25 protein-coding genes are annotated in these 22924 nt (G+C 72.5%); 5 read left to right on the forward strand and 20 right to left on the reverse strand.

Going from position 1 to position 22924, the window contains the following annotated elements; all coding sequences use genetic code 11:
• Positions 1-11 precede the first annotated feature (11 nt).
• From KY462_03570 to hemL, 7 genes are all read right to left on the reverse strand, one after another.
• Complete coding sequence (locus KY462_03570) at positions 12-608, reverse strand: Rieske 2Fe-2S domain-containing protein (protein MBW3576816.1); 597 nt, start codon at positions 606-608, stop codon at positions 12-14.
• A gap of 27 nt (positions 609-635) precedes the next feature.
• Positions 636-1466, reverse strand: a complete 831-nt coding sequence (locus KY462_03575; GenBank protein MBW3576817.1) for a menaquinol-cytochrome c reductase cytochrome b subunit — start codon at positions 1464-1466, stop codon at positions 636-638.
• 37 nt (positions 1467-1503) lie between these two features.
• Positions 1504-2205: a cytochrome b N-terminal domain-containing protein gene (locus KY462_03580; protein MBW3576818.1), complete on the reverse strand. Its 702-nt coding sequence runs from the start codon at positions 2203-2205 to the stop codon at positions 1504-1506.
• Positions 2206-2405: 200 nt separating this feature from the next.
• Positions 2406-2753: a 4Fe-4S binding protein gene (locus KY462_03585; protein MBW3576819.1), complete on the reverse strand. Its 348-nt coding sequence runs from the start codon at positions 2751-2753 to the stop codon at positions 2406-2408.
• Positions 2754-2837: 84 nt separating this feature from the next.
• Positions 2838-3356, reverse strand: coding sequence for a hypothetical protein (locus KY462_03590; GenBank protein ID MBW3576820.1), 519 nt, complete (start codon positions 3354-3356; stop codon positions 2838-2840).
• Positions 3357-3455: 99 nt separating this feature from the next.
• Positions 3456-3989, reverse strand: coding sequence for a TlpA family protein disulfide reductase (locus tag KY462_03595; GenBank protein MBW3576821.1), 534 nt, complete (start codon positions 3987-3989; stop codon positions 3456-3458).
• 47 nt (positions 3990-4036) lie between these two features.
• Positions 4037-5320, reverse strand: a complete 1284-nt coding sequence (gene hemL / locus KY462_03600) for a glutamate-1-semialdehyde 2,1-aminomutase (GenBank protein ID MBW3576822.1) — start codon at positions 5318-5320, stop codon at positions 4037-4039.
• A 109-nt stretch (positions 5321-5429) separates the two neighbouring features.
• Here hemL and KY462_03605 point away from each other — a divergent pair, with 109 nt between their 5' ends.
• Entirely contained in the window at positions 5430-6617 is a 1188-nt protein-coding gene (locus KY462_03605) for a lysophospholipase (GenBank protein MBW3576823.1), read from the forward strand.
• Positions 6618-6729: 112 nt separating this feature from the next.
• On the opposite strand, the gene KY462_03610 is transcribed toward KY462_03605, so the two are convergent.
• The 9 genes from KY462_03610 to KY462_03650 form a co-directional block, all read right to left on the reverse strand.
• Entirely contained in the window at positions 6730-6969 is a 240-nt protein-coding gene (locus KY462_03610) for a DsrE family protein (protein MBW3576824.1), read from the reverse strand.
• Between the two features lie 3 nt (positions 6970-6972).
• A complete protein-coding gene (gene hemB / locus KY462_03615; GenBank protein MBW3576825.1) occupies positions 6973-7965 on the reverse strand; it encodes a porphobilinogen synthase in 993 nt (330 codons plus the stop codon).
• A gap of 51 nt (positions 7966-8016) precedes the next feature.
• On the reverse strand, positions 8017-8805 hold the full coding sequence (locus tag KY462_03620) for a uroporphyrinogen-III synthase (protein MBW3576826.1): 789 nt from the start codon (positions 8803-8805) through the stop codon (positions 8017-8019).
• Positions 8802-9749 (reverse strand): hydroxymethylbilane synthase, encoded by a 948-nt coding sequence (gene hemC / locus KY462_03625; GenBank protein MBW3576827.1) that lies wholly within the window; start codon positions 9747-9749, stop codon positions 8802-8804. Before hemC ends, KY462_03620 begins: the two co-directional genes overlap by 4 nt.
• 7 nt (positions 9750-9756) lie before the next feature.
• Positions 9757-11013, reverse strand: coding sequence for a glutamyl-tRNA reductase (locus tag KY462_03630; protein ID MBW3576828.1), 1257 nt, complete (start codon positions 11011-11013; stop codon positions 9757-9759).
• A gap of 62 nt (positions 11014-11075) precedes the next feature.
• Complete coding sequence (locus tag KY462_03635; protein MBW3576829.1) at positions 11076-11777, reverse strand: redox-sensing transcriptional repressor Rex; 702 nt, start codon at positions 11775-11777, stop codon at positions 11076-11078.
• A 67-nt stretch (positions 11778-11844) separates the two neighbouring features.
• Positions 11845-12147 carry a glutaredoxin family protein gene (locus tag KY462_03640; protein ID MBW3576830.1) on the reverse strand — a complete coding sequence of 101 codons (303 nt, stop codon included), beginning with the start codon at positions 12145-12147 and terminating at the stop codon, positions 11845-11847.
• 19 nt (positions 12148-12166) lie between these two features.
• Complete coding sequence (locus tag KY462_03645) at positions 12167-13039, reverse strand: hypothetical protein (GenBank protein ID MBW3576831.1); 873 nt, start codon at positions 13037-13039, stop codon at positions 12167-12169.
• 123 nt (positions 13040-13162) lie between these two features.
• A complete protein-coding gene (locus KY462_03650; protein ID MBW3576832.1) occupies positions 13163-14722 on the reverse strand; it encodes a long-chain fatty acid--CoA ligase in 1560 nt (519 codons plus the stop codon).
• A 123-nt stretch (positions 14723-14845) separates the two neighbouring features.
• Here KY462_03650 and KY462_03655 point away from each other — a divergent pair, with 123 nt between their 5' ends.
• From KY462_03655 to KY462_03670, 4 genes are all read left to right on the forward strand, one after another.
• Positions 14846-15724, forward strand: coding sequence for a sugar phosphate isomerase/epimerase (locus KY462_03655; GenBank protein MBW3576833.1), 879 nt, complete (start codon positions 14846-14848; stop codon positions 15722-15724).
• Between the two features lie 351 nt (positions 15725-16075).
• Positions 16076-16666, forward strand: a complete 591-nt coding sequence (locus KY462_03660) for a sigma-70 family RNA polymerase sigma factor (GenBank protein MBW3576834.1) — start codon at positions 16076-16078, stop codon at positions 16664-16666.
• 95 nt (positions 16667-16761) lie between these two features.
• Positions 16762-17880, forward strand: a complete 1119-nt coding sequence (locus KY462_03665) for a hypothetical protein (GenBank protein ID MBW3576835.1) — start codon at positions 16762-16764, stop codon at positions 17878-17880.
• 338 nt (positions 17881-18218) lie between these two features.
• A complete protein-coding gene (locus KY462_03670) occupies positions 18219-19604 on the forward strand; it encodes a hypothetical protein (protein MBW3576836.1) in 1386 nt (461 codons plus the stop codon).
• Between the two features lie 64 nt (positions 19605-19668).
• Here KY462_03670 and KY462_03675 read toward each other — a convergent pair whose 3' ends face one another.
• The 4 genes from KY462_03675 to KY462_03690 are packed head-to-tail and all read right to left on the reverse strand — an operon-like array spanning position 19669 to position 22895.
• Complete coding sequence (locus KY462_03675) at positions 19669-20748, reverse strand: acyltransferase family protein (protein MBW3576837.1); 1080 nt, start codon at positions 20746-20748, stop codon at positions 19669-19671.
• A complete protein-coding gene (locus tag KY462_03680) occupies positions 20748-21815 on the reverse strand; it encodes an NAD-dependent epimerase/dehydratase family protein (protein ID MBW3576838.1) in 1068 nt (355 codons plus the stop codon). The genes KY462_03675 and KY462_03680 overlap by 1 nt, the downstream gene beginning before the upstream one ends.
• A 1-nt stretch (position 21816) precedes the next feature.
• Positions 21817-22704, reverse strand: a complete 888-nt coding sequence (locus KY462_03685) for an SAM-dependent chlorinase/fluorinase (GenBank protein ID MBW3576839.1) — start codon at positions 22702-22704, stop codon at positions 21817-21819.
• Positions 22701-22895, reverse strand: a complete 195-nt coding sequence (locus KY462_03690) for a helix-turn-helix domain-containing protein (GenBank protein MBW3576840.1) — start codon at positions 22893-22895, stop codon at positions 22701-22703. Before KY462_03690 ends, KY462_03685 begins: the two co-directional genes overlap by 4 nt.
• Between the last annotated feature and the right edge of the window lie 29 nt (positions 22896-22924).

The raw sequence follows: 22924 nt of genomic DNA on the forward strand, positions 1-22924 counted from the left end.
GACGTCGGTCTTCAGATGTCGATGCAGTGCGGCCCCTCGGGCTCCTGCTGCAGGACGTTGGCGGTCCGGGCAGGGCCGGTCAGGACGATCCCGGTGCTGGCGACGAAGTTGCCGTCGTCGTCGATCTCGCTGGGGAACCGATCCAGGCCCCGCGGTGCCGGGCCACCGGTCCACTCGCCCAACCGGTTGTACTTCGACCCGTGGCAGGGGCACTCGAACCACTGCGACGACTGGCACCACGGCACCCGGCAGCCCAGGTGCACGCACTTCTGGTACAGCGCCATCAGCCCCACGCCGTCGTCGGTGACGACGTGGTCCTCGCCGTAGGCTTCCTCGGCGCCGGGAATGTTGGGGTCCCAGGTCACCACGTACAGGCGACCTGCGGGGTACTCGAACGGCGCGCTCTCCGACTCGATGTCGCTGAGCAGCTCATCGACCGACCCGACCGGGATCTGCGCCCCGAAGCCCTCGCCGAGGTTGGGCCACAGGAACCCCAGCGACGCGGCGCCGAACGCGCCCAGCCCACCGGCGGTCCCGGCGACCAAAGCGGTCCGCAGGAAGTCGCGGCGCTTGATCGTGGGCAGGTTCCAGCCCTTGGTCTTAGCCATGTCGGCGCATCACTCCTGTCGTGGCCGCTACATCTCGAAGTACAGGCCGTCGAGCCAAGGCCAGATGAAGTTGAACCCGGGGCCGCGGAAGAACGAACCGAACACCACCAACCACGTCCACATCACCATGAAGAAGGTGAAGGCCATGGCCGCGAACTTGCGGTACTCGGGGTGCATCGACGGGTTGCGGTCCAGGTAGGGGGTGGCACCGAGGACGATCAAGCCGACGCCCGGGATCGTCACGCCGGCGACCATCGGGTGGAAGTAGCGCAGCAGCTCCTGCAACCCCAGGAAGTACCACGGCGCCTTCGACGGGTTGGGCGTGAGATTGGGGTTGGCCAGCGCGCGGAAGGTCGGATCGAGGAAGTAGCTCACCACGAGCAGTAGTGCGGAGACCGCCAGCAGCGAGACGAACTCGACCGCGAACAGGTGCGGCCAGGTGTACACCTTGTCCGCCTGCTTGCTCTGCACCTGCTGGATGCCCTCGGGGGGGATCATCGCCAGCAGGCGGTGGGTGTGGTCCTCGCGCGTCTGGAGGTTCGGCCCGCCCCCGTCCGGTCCGAGCGCGGCCGCGACCCGTGCGGCCCGCTGCGCGGGCGTGAGCCGCCCCGCGGGCACCTCCTCGGTGGCGGTGGCCGCCTTGGTCGCCGGGACGCCCTCTTCCCCGTCGCCGACGGCGGCTTCCGCGGGTTCCTTCCGCGCCGCGCCCTCGTCGGCCGCGCCGGCCTCTTCACGGCCCTGGGCCTTGGCCTTGCGAACGGCCGCCGCCTTGGCCTTGGCGCGGGCGATCCGCTCGCTCTTGCCCTCGGCGATCAGCCGGTCGTAGGTCTCCTGGTCGATCTCGACCTGCTCGGACATCAAGCCTCCTTGGGCAGTGGGGCGGGAACCCAGGCCATCACAGCGGCCCCGAGATGCCGCCGTCCTTGCGGATCCGCCAGAAGTGCACGGCCAGGAACAGGACCAGGATGAACGGCAGGAACAACACGTGGAGCACGTACCACCGCAGCAGCGTGTTGGGCCCGATCTCCACGCCACCGAGGAGGACGAACTGCACCTGGCGGCCGAACACCGGCGTGTAGCCCATCATCGAGGTGCCGACCTGTACCGCCCAGATCGCGAGCTGGTCCCACGGCAGCAGGTACCCGGTGAACGACAGCAGCAGCGTCAGCTGCAGGAGCATGATCCCCACGACCCAGTTGAACTCCCGGGGAGGCTTGTACGCCCCGTGATAGAAGACCCTGGCCATGTGCAGGAACACCGTGAACACCATCAGGTGGGCGGCCCACCGGTGGAGGTTGCGCACCAACTGCCCGAATGTGACGTTGGCGATGATGTCCCGCATGTCCAGGTACGCCAGTTCCTGCCCGGGCCCGGCGGTCGGCCGGTAGAAGAACATCAGGAAGATGCCGGTGATCGTCAGTCCGACGAACAGGAAGAACGACAGCCCCCCGAGGCAGTACGTGTAGGTCAGCTTCAGGCCGTGACGCTTCACCTTGACCGGGTGCAGGTGGTACAGCACGTTGTTCATGGCCGCGAGCGCACGGTCACGGGACGTGTCGCGGTAGCCCCGCCGGTAGATCGACCCCGGGCGGAACATCGACTTCCACACGACGTTGTCCTGGATCCGGCCCTTGACGTCGTTCAGATCCTTGGGCCGGCGCTCCTTGAGCCGCTCCCGCAGCTCACCGATCTTCGACACGCTGGCGATCTCCTCGCGTCGGTCCCCGGTCACCACGCCGACCGATGGGTGACCCGCGTCGGCGCGTCACCTGAGCACGGCGGTGGTGGCCCATGCTGCTAGTAGCCCTCGACTCGCCCGAGCCACAGAGCGTCGGACGGGCACCGCTCCACGCAGATCGCGCAGCGGGTGCACTCGGCGTCGTCGATGATGAACACCGCACCGGACGTCTCCGCTAGCGACTTGATCTCCGGGTTGGTGGCATCCCGGATCACCGCGGGGTCCATCATGTAGATGCACTCCCACGGGCACACGTCCTCGCAGGCGCGGCACAGGATGCACAGCTCGGCGGTCAGCCCGATGTGGCGCTTGGGCTTGACCCGCTCCTGCAGCCACTGCGCGTCGACCGTGTCGACCGTGTAGTCGTCGAACATCAAGGGATGCTCACCCCGGTCGGTCTTACCCACGCTGGCCCTCCTCCGTCGCGGCGGCACGCCTCCCGGACGGGAGGCTCCTGCTGCGGTGGTACCGCATCGTCGACGTCCCGGCCACTAGCGGTAGCCGCCGGACTCGCGTCGTTCCTCGCCTGGAGCGAGCGGCTTGGGCAGGCGCCGCTGGACGGTGACGGCGGCCCAGAACAACGCACCGATCGCGACGAGGTGCCAGCCGACCACGACCAGGTCGCGGAGCACCTGGTACAGGTCGGTGGCGACGTCGAGGTAGTTCCCGCCGCCGACGGGGATCCGCAACGACGTGGGGATGATCCGGTCCTCGAGGATCTCCTTGTTGGAGTCGACGAAGTAGATCCACGCAGACGGCACGATGCCGAAGACCCACACCAGCACGCCCATCCCGGCGACCGCCCCCATCGAGGCCGAGACCCACTCGCGCTTCTGGTAGGTGAAGTGGGCGACCGCCAGCGGGAGGCCGATGATGAACACGCCCCAGATCGCCACGATGACGAAGCCCCACCAGCCGTTGCCGACGTTGCTGGGGTCGCCGAACTGGTAGAGCGCGCGGAAGGCCTCGGGCAGCGCCCGGAAGAACTCGACGAACCAGCTCAGGCTCAACCCGTCCTCGTCGTCGCCCGCGGGCCAGGGAGCCTACAACGGCCCACAACGGCCAACAAACGACCCCTGCGCGCGCGCGTGCGCGCGACAACAGCGCGGTCATCCGCCGGAATGACCCAGGTGCTGCGCGATCAGCGCCCGGAGTTGGTCGGCCGTGACCGGCCCGGCGTGACGGTGGACGATCCTGCCGTCGCGGTCGACCAGCACCGTGGTGGGCATGCCGCGGGCTGCCACGGCCCGGTAGAAGCTGCCGTCGGCGTCGACGACCTGTTCGTAGGTCACCCCGGTCTGGCGGGCCAGCGTACGCGCCTTATCCAGATCGTCCTCCTTGTCGACGCCGACGAAGCGCACCTCGTCGCCGAGCTCACGGTGGACGGCCTCCAGATCCGGCATCTCCTCGACGCAGAACGCGCACCAGGTGGCCCAGAAGTTGATCAGGGCCGGCGCTCCGCGAAGCTCGGCGGTGTGCAGCTCGCCCGGCCGGTCCAGGCGCGGCAGGGTGGCGTCGGGGAGGCGCTGGCCGGGCTCCAGCGTGCCCAGCACCGGCACCGACGCGACGTCCGACACCTGCGTCTGCGGGCCGTCCCCGCAACCGGTGATGGCCACTGCGACCGCCAGGACGGACAGGATCAACGAGCGCACACCACGCCAACGCGGTGCCGCCCCCGACGGTTCCGGCCTCATCGCCCCGCCAGGTCCTCGGCGGCGTCCCTGGCCGCGTCCACCACGGCCCGGAGGGGCTCCCCGTCGTGCGCCAGCGACGGGAACAGGATCTCGTACCCCGACGGGGGGAGGTACACGCCGCGACGCAGCATCGCGTGGAAGAACCGTGCGTAGGCCGCGTGGTCGGCCTCACGGGCGGTGGCGTGGTCGACGACCTTGGTCGGACCGAACGTCACGCCCGCCAGCGCCCCGACCTGCCCAACGTTCGCCACGACGCCGGCCGCGTCGAACGCGCGCGCGAGTCCGCCGACCAGTGCCGTGGTCACCGCGCTGAGCCGGGTGAACGCGGCGTCGTCGAGGAGGCGCAGCTGCGCCAGGCCCGCCGCGACCGCAACCGGGTTCCCCGACAGCGTCCCCGCCTGGTACACGCGGCCTGCCGGGGCCAGCTCACCCATCACGTCGGCCCGACCGCCGAAGGCCGCCAGCGGCAGACCGCCCCCGATCGCTTTGCCCAGGACGGTCAGGTCCGGGACGACGCCCGCCCACCGCTGCGCCCCGCCCCGCCCGAGCCGGAACCCGGTGATCACCTCGTCGAAGATCAGGAGCGCACCGGCCTGGTCGGCGCGGTCGCGCAGCGCCGCCAGGAAGCCGTCCACCGGGGGGACCAGCCCCATGTTGGCGGGGATCGGTTCGCAGATGATCGCGGCGACGTCGTCACCGGCCTCCTCCAGCGCCCGGTCGAGGCCGTCCAGGTCGTTCCACGCAGCGACGACCGTGTCGCCGGCCGCACCGGGCGTGACACCGGGAGACCCGGGGACACCGAGAGTGGCGACACCCGACCCCGCCTGGACCAGGACCGCGTCGCTGTGGCCGTGGTAGTGGCCCGCGAACTTGATCACCACGCTGCGGCCGGTCACACCGCGTGCCAGCCGGACCGCGCTCATGACCGCCTCGGTCCCCGACGAGACCAGCCGGACCTGCTCCAGGGACGGCACGGCCGCGACCAGCTCCTCGGCGATCTCGACCTCCCCGCGGGTCGGGGCTCCGAACGTCGAGCCGCGTCGCAGCGCCGCCGCAGCCGCGGCGACCACCTCCGGGTGGGCGTGCCCCAACGGCAGCGGCCCCCACGACTGCACCAGGTCGACGTAGCGGGCGCCGTCCTCGTCCCACACGTACGGGCCCTCACCACGGGTGAGGAACGGCGGCGTCCCCCCGACGGACCCGAAGGCGCGCACGGGCGAGTTCACGCCGCCGGGGATGACCCGCAGCGCGCGGGCGAACAGCTGCTCGGAGCGCTCCATCGCCGGCGAGGCTAACCGGCGCGTCGGTGTCGGCACTGCGAGGCGGGCGCTACCGCCGGCGACGCGGCGTCACCTACCCTGCCGCCATCGCGACGGGGGAGGCCTGTCGGTGGTGGGGACCGCACGGGCGCTGTCGGCCGCGGTCGGTGCCGCCGTGGTCGGTGCCGCCGGTGCGGCCGGTTGGCGGTTCGCGGATCGCGTCCTGCAACCGCAACGGGCCCGCCGACCGGAGGACGACGCCGATCCGGAGGCGGCCGTGCGGGTGGTCGCGATCGGCGACGACACCGTCACGCTCACCGGGCCGGCCGCGGGACGGCCCGGCCGGTGGGGGCTGTCGCTGGCACGCGGGTACGGGCAGGTCGGCCCCGGCGCGCCCGGCGACACCGACGGCGAGGTGGTCCGCCCGTTCCGGCGGCTGACCGGCGATCCCCGCCCCGGCGATGGCGTCCTGGACGCGCACGCCTGGCCGGCCGAGCCACGGGTCCTGCACCTGCCCTGGGAGGACGTGACCTACCACTCCCCCGCCGGGCTGTTCCCGGCATGGCGGATCGACCCGGCGCCGTCGGCGGTGGCGACCGGTACCTGGGCGGTGGTGGTCCACGGGCGCGGCGGGCGTCGCACGGAGGGACTGCGCTACGTCCCGACGCTGGCTGCGCGGGGGTTGACCAGCCTCGTGATCAGCTACCGCAACGACGCTGATGCGCCGCGCAGCGCCGATGGTCTGTCGCACCTGGGCGACACCGAGTGGCAGGACGTCGAGGGAGCCGTGGTCCACGCCCTGGCGCACGGAGCGCGTGATCTGCTGCTGGTCGGGTTCAGCATGGGCGGCACAGCGGTGCTGTCGTTCCTGCGGCGGTCGGCGCATGCGCAGGCGGTCAGCGGCGTCGTGCTCGAGGCGCCGGTGCTGCACTGGCCAGCGGTGCTGTGGCGCAGCGCGCAGCGTGCCGGCGTGCCGCGCCCGCTGCTGCCGGTCGTGGTACCCGCGACGATCGCGACCTTGAGGGTGCGGGCCGGGATCGACTGGAGCGACCTGGACCACGCCGGCCACGCTGGCGACCTGCGTCATCCCCTGCTGCTGGTGCACGGCGCCGCGGACGACCACGTCCCGGTGGGGGCGAGCGACGCCCTCGCGCGGCGACGCCCCGACCTGGTGCGCTACGTCCGCGTCCCCCACGCCGGCCACGTGCAGTGCTGGAACGTCGACACGGGAGGGGTGGAGGCCGAGCTCGCGGGGTTCGTCTCCGAGTTGTCCACCGGCCGACGTCGACGTGCCCGCCGCTGGCGGGTCAGAACGTGAGGACCCGGTCGTGGTCGGCGACCAGGCGCGCCACGTCCGGTGGGGACACCCAGGTGCCGTTGATCGCGGCGAGGTCGTCGTCGGTCACCGCACGGGCGACGCCGCACGCCTTTCAGACGTAGACGGGAACGTCGTGCTCGACGAGCTTGGCGAACAGGTCGCGCAGCGCCGGGACCGCGACACCCTGTAGCTCCTCGCGCGTCCCCGGCCGCGCGAGGTCGGTGGCGTCACCCGCGAGGACCACGGAGACCTGCTGGCCCTCCTCCAGCGATCCGTTGGCGGCCAGATGCAGCGGCACGGACGCCCCGGTGGGGTCGCCCACGCCACGGTTGACGATGTACAGCACGTTCACAGCTCATCCCTCCTGCAGTGCCTGCGCCAGCTCACCGGCCGCGTAGGTCAGGACCAGGTCCGCGCCGGCGCGGCGGATCCCCACGACCGCCTCGTGCATGGCCCGCGCCCCGTCGATCCAGCCGCGGTCGGCCGCGGCCTTGATCATCGCGTACTCACCGGACACGTGGTAGGCGGCGACCGGCAGGTCGTAGCGCCCGCGGACGTCCGCGACGACATCGAGGTAGGGCAGCGCGGGCTTGACCATCACCACGTCGGCGCCTTCGGCGACGTCGAGCGCGACCTCACGGCGAGCCTCTCGACGGTTGGCGGGCGGCTCCTGGTACGCGGAGCGGTCGCCGAACGCCGGGGCGCTCTCGGCGGCGTCGCGGAAGGGTCCGTAGAACGCTGACGCGAACTTCGCGGCGTACGCCACGATGCCCACACGGGCGTGCCCGGCCGCGTCGAGCCCGTCGCGGATCGCCGCGACCTGCCCGTCCATCATCCCCGACGGGGCGACGAGATCGGCGCCGGCATCGGCCTGGGTCACCGCCTGGCGGACGTACCCGGCGACCGCCGCGTCGTTGTCGACCTGCCCGTCGGCGGTGAGCGGGCCGCAGTGGCCGTGGTCGGTGTACTGGCACAGGCAGGTGTCGGCCCACAGCACGACCTCGTCGCCGAGGTCGTCGCGCAACGCCCGCAGCGCTGCGTGGACGGGCCCGTTGCGATCCCAGCCGCCGGAGCCTTGCGCATCCTTGGCGGCGGGGACACCGAACAGGATGAAGCTGGAGACACCCAACGCGTGCAGCCGTTTCGCCTCGGCCCTGACGCTGTCGCGGGAGTGCTGCACGACCCCGGGCATCGTGTCGACCTCGACGGGCTGGTCGATGCCGTCCTTGACGAACACCGGGGCGACCAGATCCGCCGGGTGCAGACGGGTTTCGGTGAAGGCCCGGCGCAGGCCCCGGGTACGACGCATCCGGCGCAGGCGGACCGCGGGGAAGCCGGGGGAGGTCATCGCCCCGAGTCTAACGACCCCGGAGGTGTCCTGGACCGACGAGCCGTCAGCTCACCGCGATCGTGACGAACGGACGGTCGTGGCCGCACGGATCAGCGCCTCGACCAGCCCGTCGATGTCGTGGCGATCGGCCTCCTCGGCGACCTCGATGCCGAGCTCGTGGCAGGTGGTCGACGTCACCGGCCCGATCGTGACGACGCGGGCGCGCCATGGCACGTCGCCTGCGAGCCGGACGAAGTTCCGCACGGTGGATGACGACGTGAACGCCAGCAGGTCGATGTCCGCCGCGGCGAGCCGGTCGGCCACCCCAGGCGTCAGACGTTCCGGCGGGGCGGTGGTGTACGCGTCGACCGTGACGGGCTCGTAACCCCGGGCGCTCAGCACCCGCGGGAGGGTGTCCGACGCGATGTCGGCGCGGGGCAGCAGCACCCGTCCGGTTCCGGCGGCGAAGGCCTCACCGAGCGCTTCGGTGGTCGACGTGTCGGGCACGAGATCGGGTTCGATGCCCAGCTGCTCGCGGAGCGCGGCGGCGGTGCCGGGTCCGACCGCGGCCACACGCACACCGGTCAGGACCCCGCGGCCCAGCCGTGCCTCCTCGATGACGGCGGCGACCGCGGCAACGCCGTTGGGTGAGGTGAAGCACACGGCGACGAAGCGTTGGGCACCCACCTGACGCAGCGCATCCAGCAGCGCGGTGCGGTCGCCTGGCCGGATCACGATCGTCGGGGCCTCCACCGGCTCACCACCCAACCCCCGGATCCGGGCCGACAGCTCACCGGCCTGCGCGGGTGCGCGCGTCACCAGGACCGACACGCCAGCCAGCGGTCCATCGCCGGTCATGGTCCGCCCATCGGCACACGGCGCCGGGCGGCTGCCAGCCGCGTCAGGACCGCATCACCGCCCCGGTCGCGCAACATGTCGGCCACGGCGGCGGCGAGCTCGTCGGCGGCGTCGCGCGCGGCGCGGTGGCTGGCGCGCAGCAGCGTCGTTCCCGTCGGATCGGCGAGCATGCCCAGCAGCTCCAGTCCGTCGGCGGTGAGCTCGGCATGCGCCCCGATCGGGGCGGTGCAGCCCCCGTCGAGTGCGGCCAGCAGAGCACGCTCCGCTCGGACGGCGAGCCGGGCGTCGTGGTCGTCGACGAGCGCCAGCGCGGCACGCGTGTCGGGGTCGTCGTCGCGACACTCGATCGCCAGCGCTCCCTGCGCCGGAGCGTGCAGACACTCGCCGTGCTCGAGCGCCACCGCCTGGACGTCGAGTTGGACCGGCCCGAGGCGACGCACGCCCGCGACGGCGACCACGACGGCGTCGAGGTCGCCGTCCGCGACGCGCCGCAGGCGCGTGTCGAGGTTGCCGCGGAGTGGCTGGACGATGACGTCTCGGCGGGCGCGCTGCACCTGTGCCTGCCGACGAGCGCTGGACGTCCCGACCGTGGCGCCGCGGCGGAGCGTTGACAGCCGCACCCCGCCCCGTGTGACCAGCAGGTCACGGGGGTCCTCACGTCGGGGCACCGCCGCGACCACCAGGCCGTGTGCGGTGGCGGTCGGCAGGTCCTTGTAGGAGTGCACCGCGCAATCGGCGTGTGCGTCGAGGACGGCCCGGCGGACCCCGTCGACGAACAGCCCCTTGGCGTCGAACGCCTCCACCGCCCGGTCGGGGTGCTCGTCGCCGGTGGTGGACAGGGCCACCAGCTCGGCGGGTCGGCCGGTGGCGGCGGCCAGCGCATCGGCGACCTGCTGCGCCTGGGCGCGGGCGAGGGCGCTGCGACGCGTCGCGATGCGCCACATCGGCGCGCTACTCGTCGAGGTCGAACAGCTCGCGCAACGCGATCGCGTAGTGCTCGGCACCGCCGCGATCAGCGAGCGCCTTCAAGCGGACGGTGGGATCGTGCAGCAACGTGTTGACGATGCCGTGGGTGAGCGCCTCCACGGCCTCACGCTGGCGCTCGTCGAGACCCGCGAGCCGGCTGGACAGCCGTCCGAGCTCGCCGTTGCGCACCTGCTCCGCCCGCTGGCGTAGCGCCCGGATGGTCGGTTCGATCCGCACAGCCTGGAGCCAGGCGCGGAAGCGGGCGGCCTCGTCGGAGACGATCGCGCTCGCTTCCAGGACGACGTCGCCGGTGACCGACCGGTCGGCCACCTCGCGGATCGTCTCCAGGTCGATCAGCGTCACCCCGGCCAGGTCACCGCAGAGCGGGTCGACGTTGCGTGGCATGGCCAGGTCGACGACGACCAGCGGGCGGTCACGGCCCTCGACCGCCGCGCCGACGAGGTCCGCGTCGAGCAGGTGCGCGGACGCACCGGTGCAGCACACGACGACGTCGGCCGCGGCGACCGCCTGGCGCAGGCCGCCATCGCCGACGACCTCGCCGCCGACGCGACGGGCGAGTCGGTCGGCGCGCTCGGCGGTGCGGTTGCGCACGAGGATGCAGCCCGCCCGGTCGCGGACGAGCCGTTCGGCGGTCAGCGACCCGATCGTCCCGGCACCGACCAGCAGGACCGTGCGGTCAGCGAGCGATCCTGCACAGTCGGCGGCCGCGTCGAGGCCGACGTCGACCAGCGACGACACGCCCTGGGTGATGTCGGTCTCGCCGCGGACCCGCCGCGACACGTACAGCGCCTGGTCGAACAAACGCTGCAGCACGCGTCGGGCCGCGCCCTCGTCCTTGGCGGCCTTGGCGGCCTCACGCACCTGGACGGCGATCTGCTGCTCGCCCACCACCAGTGAGTCCAGACCGGACGCGACCGCGAACAGGTGCTCGGCGGCCCGCTCGTCGTAGTGGCCGTAGTGGACGCCGTCGAGGTCGGTCATCGCCAGGTCGCCGCGGGCCGCGAGCCAGCTGAGCAGCTCCGCCAGGCCGTCGTGGAAGCGGCTGACGTGCGCGTACACCTCGACCCGGTTGCAGGTCGACAGCACGGTCGCTTCGACGACGTGCTCGAGGGCGGTCAGCGACCGCAGCGCCTTGGGGAGCTCGTCGGCTGGCACGGCGACACGCTCGAGCAGCCCGAAGTCGGTGCTGCGGTGGTTCATCCCGAGGACGAGGAGCGACACGGCATCCTTGACCGTCGCGGACGGGTCGCAGATCAGCCTACCGCGCCGCGGACGCGGGCTTGTCAGCCTGGCTGGCCGGCGCGGGGCGCGATGCAGAGGCCTGGCGGGCGCGCGGGTGTGCGGCGCTGCTGCTCGTGGTACGCGAGGATCTGCAGCTCGGTCGAGACGTCCACCTTCCGCACCCGCACCCCAGCGGGGACCTCGAGGCGGGTCGGGGCGAAGTTCAGGATCGAGGTGACGCCTGCGGCCGTGAGGCGGTCGGCGACCTCCTGGGCGTGCTCGCCGGGAACCGCGAGCACCGCGATGGCGACGCCCTGCCGGGCAACGATGAGCTCCAGGTCGTCGAGCGGTGCGACGCGGTGACCGGCGACCTCCCCGCCGACCTGTGCCGGGTCGGCATCGAACAGTGCGACGAACTCGAAGCCTCTTTCGGCGAACCCGCCGTAGCTGGCGAGCGCACGCCCGAGGTTGCCGACGCCCACGAGCACGACGGGCCAGTCCCGGTCGAGGCCGAGGACCTCTCCGATGTGGTCGAGGAGGTCACGGACCGGGTAGCCGACCCCGCGCGTGCCGTAGGTGCCCAGGAAGGACAGGTCCTTGCGGACCTGGGCGGACGTGACCCCGGCCGCCTGCGCCAACCCGTCGCTGGACACCGTCCGGGTGCCGGTGTCGGACAGCTCCAGGAGGATCGCCAGGTAGGTCGGCAGCCGGCTGACGGTCGCTTCGGGGACACGACGGTCGCCGTTCACGGTCGCTGCCGCCACCGGCTCGCCGCGAGCGCCGCCGCCCCCGCCGGTCCGCTGCCCTGGTGAGCGCTCACCGCGTCCGGTGTCACGCCCGTCGCCACTCGGCCCACCGGCCGCGGCGGGCGTGGCGGATGGCCTGGCGGACCACACCCGGCTCCAGGCGCCCCTCGGCCACCTCGCGGCCGTCGACCACCACGACGGGGACCCGGATGTCGTACCGGGCCTGCAGCTCAGGATCCTGGTCGATGTCGATCAGACGGACGATCGCGCCGCGGGCTTCCGCCGCGGCGCGATCCTCGGCCTCCTCGCACAACCGGCACCCCTCGCGGGTGTAGACCTCCACCGTGACGCGGCGGCGGCGCCTTCCCGATCCCAGCGTCAACGTCATCGCGTCGAACTCTCCACGGTCACGGCAGCTGCGCCTCGCCGGAGCGACTTCCGGTGACCGGCCGTGGCGGGGGGGCCGCCGCCGGCAGCGGGCGGGTGGTGCGGGCGAACCCCGCGTACATCACCGACACGCCGACCGCGAACGCCACGGCGTGACTCTCGGTGTCCCCCAGGAAAGCGAACGCGCCACCCGAGGCCGATACCAGCACCCCGAGCGCGATCAGCAGGTTCCCGACGACCAGGTGCGGGGTGCCCTGGCCACGTAGGCGCAGCGCGCTGGTGACGGACCCCACCACGACCAGGACCGCGCCGAGGGCGTTGCCGGCCACCGCGAAGCTGCGGACGCCGGCGGGGAACAGGTCGCTGCCCTCCGGGAGGCCGGTGGTGGGCACCGGACCGGCCAGAGCAGCCGCCAGGACGGCGAACCCGGCCACGGCGGTGAACGTCGCCACGATCGCGATCGATCCCGCGGGGGCGGCGTCGCGCCCGGCCGTCAGCAGCAGCAGGCCCCACAGCGCCGACACCACCACGCCCGTGGCGAACAACGTCGGCTCGGCGGCCACCACCAGTGGGACCACCATCACCACCGCGACGATCACGGCGGTGACCCCGAGGACCCGCAGGTTGACCCGGTCGCGGGCCGCGATCTGGACCGTGCCCACAGCCAGCCACGGCACGACGAGGACCCCACCGAACAGGTAGTAGACCCGGAACCATCCGCTGGACCATCCGGCTGCCTCGCCGTAGGCCAGGGCCGTGGCGGCCACGGCGAACATCGCGAGCGACAGCGCCCAGGTCAGCAACGCCGGGTTGGTCCGGCCTCGCGTGACGTAACGGCGCACCAGCGCCACGGCGAACAGCGCCGCGACCACCGCGGCGGCTGCGGACACCACAAAGCCCAGCTGCAGCGTCGCCTCCTTGCGGACCGGGGCGTGGAAAGGACCGTACCGCGTCGTGTGGCCGGCTCAGGGACGCTTCGAGGATCCGGGCCGCCGCCGAGCCAGGCGGCCGACCGTTCAGGCGTTGACGTGGCGCGACGCCGGCTCGCTGCGGAGCGCCGTGCGCCGGACCTTCCCGGTGGCGGTCTGCGGCAGCTGTGCCACGAACTCGACCGCCGCCGGGCACTTGAACCGGGCCAGGTGCTCCTGGGCCCATGCCACCACGTCGTCCTCGGTCAGCTCCGCCCCGGGTCGGCGCACCGCGTACGCCTTCACCGCCTCACCGGTGTACGGGTGGGCCACGCCGACCACCGCCGCGGCGAGGATGTCGGGGTGTCGGTGCAGGACGTCCTCGACCTCGCGCGGGTAGACGTTGAAGCCGGAGACGATGATCAGGTCCTTGAGGCGGTCGACGAGGCGCAGGTCACCGTCGGCGTCGAAGATGCCCACGTCGCCCGTGCGCAGCCACCCGTCGCCGGTGAGGGTCGCCGCCGTCTCGGCCGGGTCCTTCCAGTACCCGACGAAGACGTTGTCTCCGCGTACCCAGACCTCCCCGGGGTCGCCCGGCTCGACGTCGCGGCCGGCGTCGTCGACCAGGCGAAGCTCGACGCCGGGCAGCGGGGCGCCGACGCTCCCGGGTTTGGCGACCCCGCCCATGGCGGTGGTGGTCACCGCGGGTCCCGCCTCGGTCAACCCGTAGCCCTCCCAGATGGTGACCCCGACCTCGTCACGGAACCGCTCGAGCACGGGCGCGGGGAGCGGCGCCGCCCCCGAGACCGCCACCCGGACCGATGACCAGTCCGCCTCGCCCACCCGGGGAGTGTTCAGCCACGCGACGTACATGGGCGGGGCGCCGAGCACCACGGTGACGCCGTGACGGTCGATCAGGTCGAGGGTCGCAGAAGGGTCGAAGCGCTCGGTCAGCACGATCGTGGCCCCGATCCGCACTGCGCTGCCCAGCCCCACGTTGAGCGCGTAGATGTGGAACAGGGGGAGCACGGCCAGCACGACGTCGTCAGGCCGAACGGCGAGCGGGGTCGCCAGGACCTGGTCCTGGTTCGCCGCGAGGTTCCGCCGGGTCAGCATCGCACCCTTGGGCCGTCCCGTCGTCCCGCTGGTGTACACCAGCGCCGCGACGTCGTCGGGGCTGCGCTCGACCGGCGTGTACGGGTGCCCGGCGTTGACCAGGTCCCGCCACGTCGCGGTGCCCCGCGGCGCGCCGACGCTTCCTGCCACGACGACGTGGCGGAGGGCCGCGCCCGCGACGGCGCGGACGCGGTCGATCCCGCGCATCCCCGCCTCGCCGACGATCAGGGTGTGGGTGGCGCTGTCGGCCAGGATCGAGCCGACCTCCTCGCCGGTGAGCGCCGGGTTGAGGGGAACGACCGCCGCGCCGGCGCGGAGCGCACCGAGGAAGACCTCCACGAACGACGGCGTGTTGCCCAGCATGACCGCGACCCGGTCCGTGTGGCCGACCCCGAGCGACTGCAGGCCACCGGCGGCGTGGGTGACGAGACGGTCGAGTTCGCCGTAGGTCGTCGCCCGATCCTGCCAGCGCAGGGCCACCTGGTCCGGGCGCCGCTCCGCGGTCTCGCTCAGACGCGCCGCGAGATCGGGCCGGGGGTGGTGATCGCGCACGGCATGGAGGTCCCGGTCGGGGCGGGGCGAGCCTACCGACGACGGTGGTCACCCCGTCACGTTGGGTGTGGGTCCGCGGCCGTCCGCGCCGTCGGCCGGGCACGCCGCCGTTACGCTGGAGGCATGACCCCGACCATGCTGGCCTCGACGGGGCCGCTGTTCGCACGGCCTCTGGACTGGGCGATGGGGGTCATCCTCGAAGCCGGGTACGACGGCGTCGAGCTGATGGTCACCCAGGATCCCGCCACCCAGGAGCCCGACCGCGTGCTCGAGGTCGCGGCTCGGGAGGGCGCGCGGGTCCCGGTCGTCCACGGGCCGTTCCTGCTGCTGACCCGCCGCGTGTTCGGCGTCGACCCCACCGAGAAGGCCCGCCGCTCACTGGAGCTGGCCGCGGAGATCGACGCGGACCTGATGATCGTGCATCCGCCGTTGCGTTGGCAGACCGCCTTCCACGACTGGCTGGTGGAGGAGGCCGACGACGAGGCCGCCGAGCTCGGCACAGGGGTGGGCGTGGAGAACCTCTACCCCGTCCCGCTCCTCGGACGGCCGGTCCGCTTCCACCGCTACACCAAGCCAGAGCACTTGGAGGAGTTCCGTCACCTCGTCCTCGACACGAGCCACTTCGGGGTCACCGGCATCGACCTGGAGCGGGCATGGGAGCACCTGGGTCACGCGGCCGCGCACCTCCACGTGTCCGACAACCGCGGGCAGGGACGTGACAGCCACGCCCCGCTGGGACACGGCGTGCTCCCGATCGCGTCGTTCCTGACGGCCGCGCGCCGATCCGGGTACTCGGGACCGATCACGCTCGAGCTCGACTGCCGCCGCTACCTCGATGACCGTGCGGCGCTGGTCGGCTACCTGCAGCAGGAGCGCCAGAAATGCCTGGCTCTCCTGGACGGGGAGCCCCCCGAGGAGGTCCTGGGACGCCCCGACCGCCCGCCGCAGCCGGAGCACGAGGAAGGCGAGCCACCGACGGTCGCGGTCGTCCCACGCGACTGATGGGCCGGCGGCGCGCGACGCCACGGTTGGAGGTCGCCACCTGCTGTGCCGATACCACTCCTGGCTGCTTGAGTACGCCCCGGGGTGCCCGCCTGGGCGCCGGCAGGACTAGTCGCCGCGGGTACCCAAAACCGTCCGGTTGGAGGGCTTACAGGTTGCAGTCCGTGGCTTACTCTCCGTTGTCGTACGGTGTGCGGCCAGGGTACGGTGCCTGGCCGGAGCAGGAGAAGCGGTGCGGAACGGGACGGCGATCGCGCTGATCGCGCTGCTCGTGGTGATCGTCGCGGCGACCGTCGTTCAGCTGGTGATCAGCTCCTGACGCCGGTTCCGCGCCGGAAAACGTGGGGTGATGTGAAGCCGCTGGGAACGCTCGACCCGGAGGTGGTCGACCTCGTCAGCCGAGCCCAACAGGGCGACGGCGAGGCGTTCGCGCGACTGTACGACCGGTACGTCGACCAGATCTACGGGTTCCTGCTGCACAAGGTCCGCGATCGCCACCTCGCCGAGGATCTCACCTCCGACGTGTTCCTCCGCGCGCTGAAGGCCATCCCGCGCTTCCGTTGGCAGGGTGTGGACATCGGTGCGTGGCTCACCACGATCGCGCGGAACCGCGTCACCGATCACTTCAAATCGGCCCGGACGCGGCTGGTCCGTCCCGTCGACGAGGTCGGCGAGCGCCCCGGCAACAGGCCGGCAGACGACCCCGAGGCGGCGGCGATGGCCTCGGATCTGTCCACGCTGCTCGCCGCCGCCGTGGAGCTGTTGAAGGACGATCACCGCGAGGTGCTCTTCCTGCGCTTCACGCAGAACCTGTCGGTCTCGGAGACGGCACACGCGATGCAACGCTCCGACGGAGCGATCAAGGCCCTGCAGTACCGCGCGCTGCGGGCCCTGGCCGCGATCGTTCGCGAGGACCCTGCGTTCGTCGACGGAGTGCGTTGATCGTGCGTCACCACCACGGACCACACTCGTTGTCATGGAGGGCCTCGCACGAGGACCTCGATCCGACGCATCGCAACGGCGACCGGGAGGCTGCAGTGAGCGGCCACGAGCCAGCGGCCGTGGAGACGCTCGCCCACGCACTGGACCACGACGGCGGGGCGCCGCCCGACCTCGCCGAACTCCGCCGGCTCGCGACCGCGCTGCGTGACGTCCCCGTCGCGACACCCCGGCCGGAGTTCCGCCGCGCTCTGCGCTCGACGCTCGTCCGCGAGGCAGCCGCGCACGTCCCGGTCATCCGCACGCACGAACCGTTCGGCGCACGGCTGGGGCGGTGGCGCCGCTCCGTGGCCCTCGCGGTCGCCTCGGCGATGTCGGCGTTGACGATCGGGGGTGCGGGGCTCGCGGCGGCCGCCCAGCACGCCGGGCCCGACCAGGCGCTGTACCGGGTGAAGCTGTTCACCGAGTCCGTGCGGGTCGCGCTCGCAGACGGCCAGGTTCAGGCTGGTCAGCTGCACCTCACCTTCGCCGAGCGGCGCCTGGACGAGATCCGCGACGGCGCCCGCACGCTCGAGCCCGACACGCTCGTCGCCACCCTGGCGGCCATGGACGACGCCAGCCGCGCCGGTGCGGCGGCGCTTCTCGACGTCTACGACGGCAGCGGCGACAGCGCCGTGCTCCAGGCGGTCGTCGGCTTCACGGAGCGGCAGCGGACCAGGCTCACCGACGTGCTCGCGGAGCTCCCCGTCGAGGTGGTCCCGTTCGCGCGCGGCTCCCTGGAGGTGGTCCGGGGGATCGAGGTGGAGACCAGCGCGCTGGTGCTGAGCGGGTGCCTGCCGTGCACGGACGGTCCCGTCACGATGTTCGCGCCCGGCGAGGGCCCGCCCGTCCCCGCGGCCGGGTGCTGCACGCCGATGACGACCGGGACCGCTGGAGTCTCCGATGCCGGCGGCGCTGGGATCAAGGCCGTCGACGCGACGTCGTCGCCGAACACCACGGATCCCACGACGTCGGACCAGGGGCCGGACATGTCGGTGAGCGTCAGCGATCCGGCGCTGCCCGCGCAGGACCCGGCGCTGCCGTCCGACGACGACACGTCGCTCACGGACCAGCCGCCCGCGATCCCGGTCGCGCCGCCCTCCGTCCCGGTGGCGACCCCGAGCCCGCCGTTGGGCGTCCCGCAACTGCCGAGCGTCGATCACCTGCTGTTCGACTGAGTAGTGAGTCACGCGGGGCGGCGCCGCCGGGGCGGATGTGACGACCACGTTCGCGACGCCCGGGGCTGCGCCGGCTGCGCCGGGGATGTCCTCGCTGCCCGGCTGGCCGGGGTCGAGTGGCTCGGCAGCCAGACGTCACTCCACCGCCACGCACGGTGGCATGCGCTCACCGCACGCCGCGGGGTCTGCCGCGTGACCCTGCCCGCGATGCGTCGTTTCTCCGGCTGCGTTGGTCAGTGCAGGGACATGCCACAGGGGGCATGACTCCACCGACCGCCTGGCCGAGCTCCGGGAGGCCGGAGACACGCCACCGGGCGTCACACGAAGGAGCGATACGCATGCAGAAGGTCACGTGGCGCCGTGCCGCCACCACGATGGTCGCCGCAACCACGGCGATCGCACTCACTGCGCCCGGGGCTGGCGCGGCGGCCGTCGCACCGGGCGTCTTCTCCGGCTCCGCCGAAGCGCTGACGCTGGACCTGAGTATCACGGCCCCGTCGGCGCTGCTGGGCGCGCTCGGCGGTGGAGCCACCCTCGACACGCGGGTGTCGTCCACGATCTCACAGCTGAGCAACACCGTGGCGAACGCCACATCCACCCTGCTCAGGGGCACCCTGGGCAACGAGTCGATCAGTGACAGCAGCGGCAAGACCACCGACCGCAAGGTCCTCGCGGAGCAGAAGCTGGTGGGCGGAGTGGTGGACGTCGGCGTGGGGACGATGGAGTTCACCGCCGACGCCACCAACCAGGTGTCGAACGCCTACTCGGAGCTCGCCCACCTCAAGGTGTCGCTCGCGCCGCTGTTCGACGCCAGCTCGCCGGTCCCCGCCGAGGTCAAAGAAGACCTCCAGGGCGCCGTCCAGGACGCGACCGACACCGTCAACGGGCTGGTCGGCGACCTCAACACGCAGCTCGACGCGGTCGAGGAGGCGGTCAACGAAGCCCTGGAGCCCGTCGGTGGCAACCCCGTCAACATCGACCCGGTGCAGCAGCTGCTCACCGTCCCCGACGTCACGAGCGTCGACCTGGTCAGCGCCACGAAGCTGTGGAGCCGCTCGACCGTGGACACCGAGGACGGCAAGGTCGTGTCCCGCGCGGTCTCCGGGCTGGTCGACCTCGAGCTCCTCGGCGGCCTGGTCCAGGTCCCGATCTTCCAGTACAGCTCGGTGGCGGGGACCAACGGCCAGCCGGGCGGGGCGTTCGCCGACGCCGTCACCGAGGTGATCTCTGTGACGCTCGCCGACAACAGCGTGATCGAAGTGACCGGGGACACCCTCACGGTCAACCAGGAGATCATCGACCTCGGGGAGCTGGGACTCGACGCCAACACCCTGCTGTCGGGTGTGACGTCCACGCTGGGCGACATCCTCGCCTCGGCGGGCCTGAGCACCCTGGCCGGGAAGGGCACCACGCACGTCGCGGAGGACGGCTCGTCGGCCGAGGCGGCGACCTCGGCGTTCGGGATCAGCCTGCACCCGCTGAACGCTGCGGGTTCGGCCGGCAGCGGCCTGCTGGGGCTGGACCTGAACCTCCTGCCCACCCGGGTGAAGGCGGCCGCGGCCAACCCGGTCCAACAGGTGCAGGCGCCCGCACTGGACGCGCCCGCAGCGCCGGCGGCTCCGGTGAGCCTGCCGCGCACCGGTGGCGGGGCGCTGGCCATCCTGGTGGGTGTCTCCGCGATGGCCGCGGCGGTGGGCCTGCGCCACAAGCTGTCGAGCCACTGACGCCACACCGACGCGAAGGGGCGGGCATGATGCCCGCCCCTTCGGCGTCCTCACGGCTTCGGATCTAGAAGAAGATCGAGCGGCGCCCCATCAGGTTGCGGTACAGCATCTGCTGGATGGTGTCGCGCACGCGGTCGGTGAGGTCGAAGACCGCCATGGGGTCGTCGGCCGCATCGGGCCCGTAGTCACGGGTCGGGATCGGCTCGCCGTACTCGATGATCCACTTCGACGGCAGCGGGATCAGCCCGACCGGACCCAACCACGGGAACGTGGGGGTCACGGGGAAGTAGGGGAAGCCGAACAGCCGCGCGAGCGTCCGGAAGTTGTAGATCAGCGGGTAGATCTCCTCGCTGCCCACGACCGCGGTCGGCACGATCGGGGCCGAGGTCCGCAGCGCCACCTCGACGAAGCCGCCGCGGCCGAACCGCTGCAGCTTGTAGCGGTCGCGGTAGGCCTTGCCGATCCCCTTGAAGCCCTCCGGCCAGACCCCGACCAGCTGCCCGTCGTCGAGCAGCCGGGTGGCGTCCTCGTCGCACGCCATGGTGTTCCCCAACTTGCGGGCGAGCTCGCCGATCACCGGCAGCCGCCACGCCAGGTCCGCCGCCAGGGGGCGCAGGTGGCGTCCGGTCTCGTCGTAGATCCCGAGCTTCACCATCAGCGCGTCGACGGGGATGGTCCCCGCATGGTTGGCGACCACCAGCGCGGCGCCGTCGGGGATGCGCTCGTGGCCGATGCTGCGCACCCGCCAGTACCGCCGGTACAGCGGCCGGAGCAACGGCAGCAGGACGTGTTCGGTCAGGTCACGGTCGAACCCGAAGGGGTCGATCGGGTAGTCGCCGCTGAGCCGCCGCGTCAGGAAGTCGGTCACGGCCGTGACCTGATCGACCCAGCGGTCGCCGAGGACGTCGCGGAGGCCCTCGAGCAGTTCGACCCCGCCCTGGGGGGTTTGAGGGGCCGCTGGCAGGTCCTCGTGCGCCGCTGCGTGCACCCGGCACAGGTCGCCGCCCACGGCGTAGTTGCGGCACGCGCGACCGTCCGAGGTGGTCGCCCCGCACCGTGCGCGTTGCCCCGACGGTTGGCGTCCCGCCACCCGCGCGGCCCGCTCCTGCGCGATCGAGTAGACCTGGGCGTCGGTATCCGCCATCAGCGGTCCTCTCCGGTGCTGCCGGTCTGGTTCGCGCTGGCCGCAGCCGCGCGGCGCTGCAGGAAGTCGTACAGCTCGCGGTCCCAAGCCTGCGTCGGCGACGGCGCCACCTTCCGGATCCGTCGGTGGGCCAGGTAGTCCTGGAACGCCTCACGGGTGGAGTACCGCGGCACGGACCCGAAGTTGCGACGCAGCTTGGTGACGTCCACCGCCCGGCCGTACTGCAGGAACCGGAGCTGCTCCGGTGAGAAATCGAGCCGGCCGGTGCGCCGGACCAGGTTCCCGGCGATCGTGGCGAACGGGAGCAGGACCGGGGCGGGGACGCGCCCCGCCAGGCGGATCGCCTGCGACAGGTACAGCACGCCGGCGCCTGCGACGTTGTAGATGCCGGGCCGATCCTCGACCGTGGCACGCTCCATGACGGCCAGGGCGTCGTCACCGTGGCAGAACTGCAGCCGCGGGTCGTAGCCGGCGATGGTCGGGACCAGCGGGAGGGCGAAGTACCGGGCGAACAGCGAGTCGACCCCGCCCCCGATGAAGTTGGCGAACCGCAGGATGGTGACGGTCACGTCCGGGCGTCGACGGCCGAAGCTGCGGGCGTACCCCTCGACCTCGGTGACGTCCTTGGCGAACCCCGAACGTGGCGTGGCCCGCGGTGTCGCGCCCTCGGTGAACAGCGCCGGGTCGCTGTGGTCGCTCCCGTAGACGGCGGTGGACGACTTGATCACCACCGTCCGGAGCGCGTCGGCCTTCTGGCAGGCTGCCAGCAGCTGCATGGTCCCGATGACGTTGTGCTCCTTCATGCGTGCGCGGCCGCCGACCGAACCGGGGGCCGTTGCCACACCGGCGTGCACCACCGTGTCGACCCCCGTGGCGGTGATCACACGGGTGACGATGGGGTTGCGGATGTCGGCCCGGATGAACTCGGTGTGGCGCAGGTCGTCGTGCGGCGCGCGGACGTCGACTCCGGCGACGTACTCGACGTCGTCGCGCTGCTCGAGCGCGCGGGCCAGCTTCCCCGGGATCTGCTCGGAGATCCCGGTGATCAGGACGCGTCGGCCAGCCACATCACGATCCTCGCTCGTCAGTTCCCCGGTGCGCGTCCCGTCCGCCGTGCGGGGTCGTCGACGCCGGCGCGAGCGTCAACACGTCACCGCGGGCGGCGCCCGTCCGCGCCGCTGCGGACCCGCGGTTCACCGCGACCGCCAGAGCCCGGTCGCCGTCCTGGTGAACGAGCATGTCACCGGCCGCAACGTCCCCGAACGTCCGGGCCCAGCGAGCCGTCCACCAGCGCCCCCCGTGTGCGACGAAGACCTCGTCACCGAGCTCGGCTCCCAGGCTAGCCAGGTCGGCTGTGGAGGCCGCCAGCTGCAGGTTGCCGAAACGGTCGACCAGGGTCACCGACGCGCGCAGCCGACCACCGGCCACGGCCGCCGCCGGGACGGTCTGCACGTCGGTGAGGTCGGTGACCGCCGGGCCGAGGTTGCGTGGGTCGTGTCCGGCGGCGATCAGGCCCGCCGCCGGGGCGAACACGTCACGTCCGTGGAACGTGTCGGCCACCGGCTGCAGCCGGGCCTGGGGATCCGCCAGCTCGAAGGCGGCGACCACGCCACCGAGCGCCCGCGCCGCCGGGACCAGCAGGCCGTTGTCCGGCCCGACCAGGACATCCCCCCGGTCGGCCACCACGGCCACGCCCCGCCGTTCGGTGCCCACCCCGGGGTCGACCACCGCCAGGTGCACCGACACCGGCTGGTAGGTGGCGGCGCGCGCCAGCAGCACCGCGCCGGTCGCGACGTCGCCACGTGGCACGGCGTGGGTCAGGTCGATCACGCGGGCGTGCGCCGCGAAGCGGGCCAGCACCCCGTGGCAGACGCCCACGAAGATGTCGTCGAGGCCGAAATCGGAGAGGAAGGCGACCGCCGCGTACCGCGCCGGCGGGCCCGGATGGCGGCTCACCGCTCGTCGGCGACGGTCTCCGGCTCGACCACCTGCCCGGCGAGGTAGGTCTCGAGCTCGTCGCGACGGACCCGGTAGTTGCGGCCGACCCGGACCGCCGGGAGCTCCCCGCTGCGGATCAGGCGGTAGACGGTCATGGTGGAGACACGCAGCAGGTCCGCGACCTCGGCGACCGTGAGCAGTTCGTCCATCGCTGGGCAGTGTAACTGGCGGTCGACCG

The sequence above is a fragment of the Actinomycetota bacterium genome (genome assembly GCA_019347675.1).
Classification (GTDB): domain Bacteria; phylum Actinomycetota; class Nitriliruptoria; order Nitriliruptorales; family JAHWKO01; genus JAHWKW01.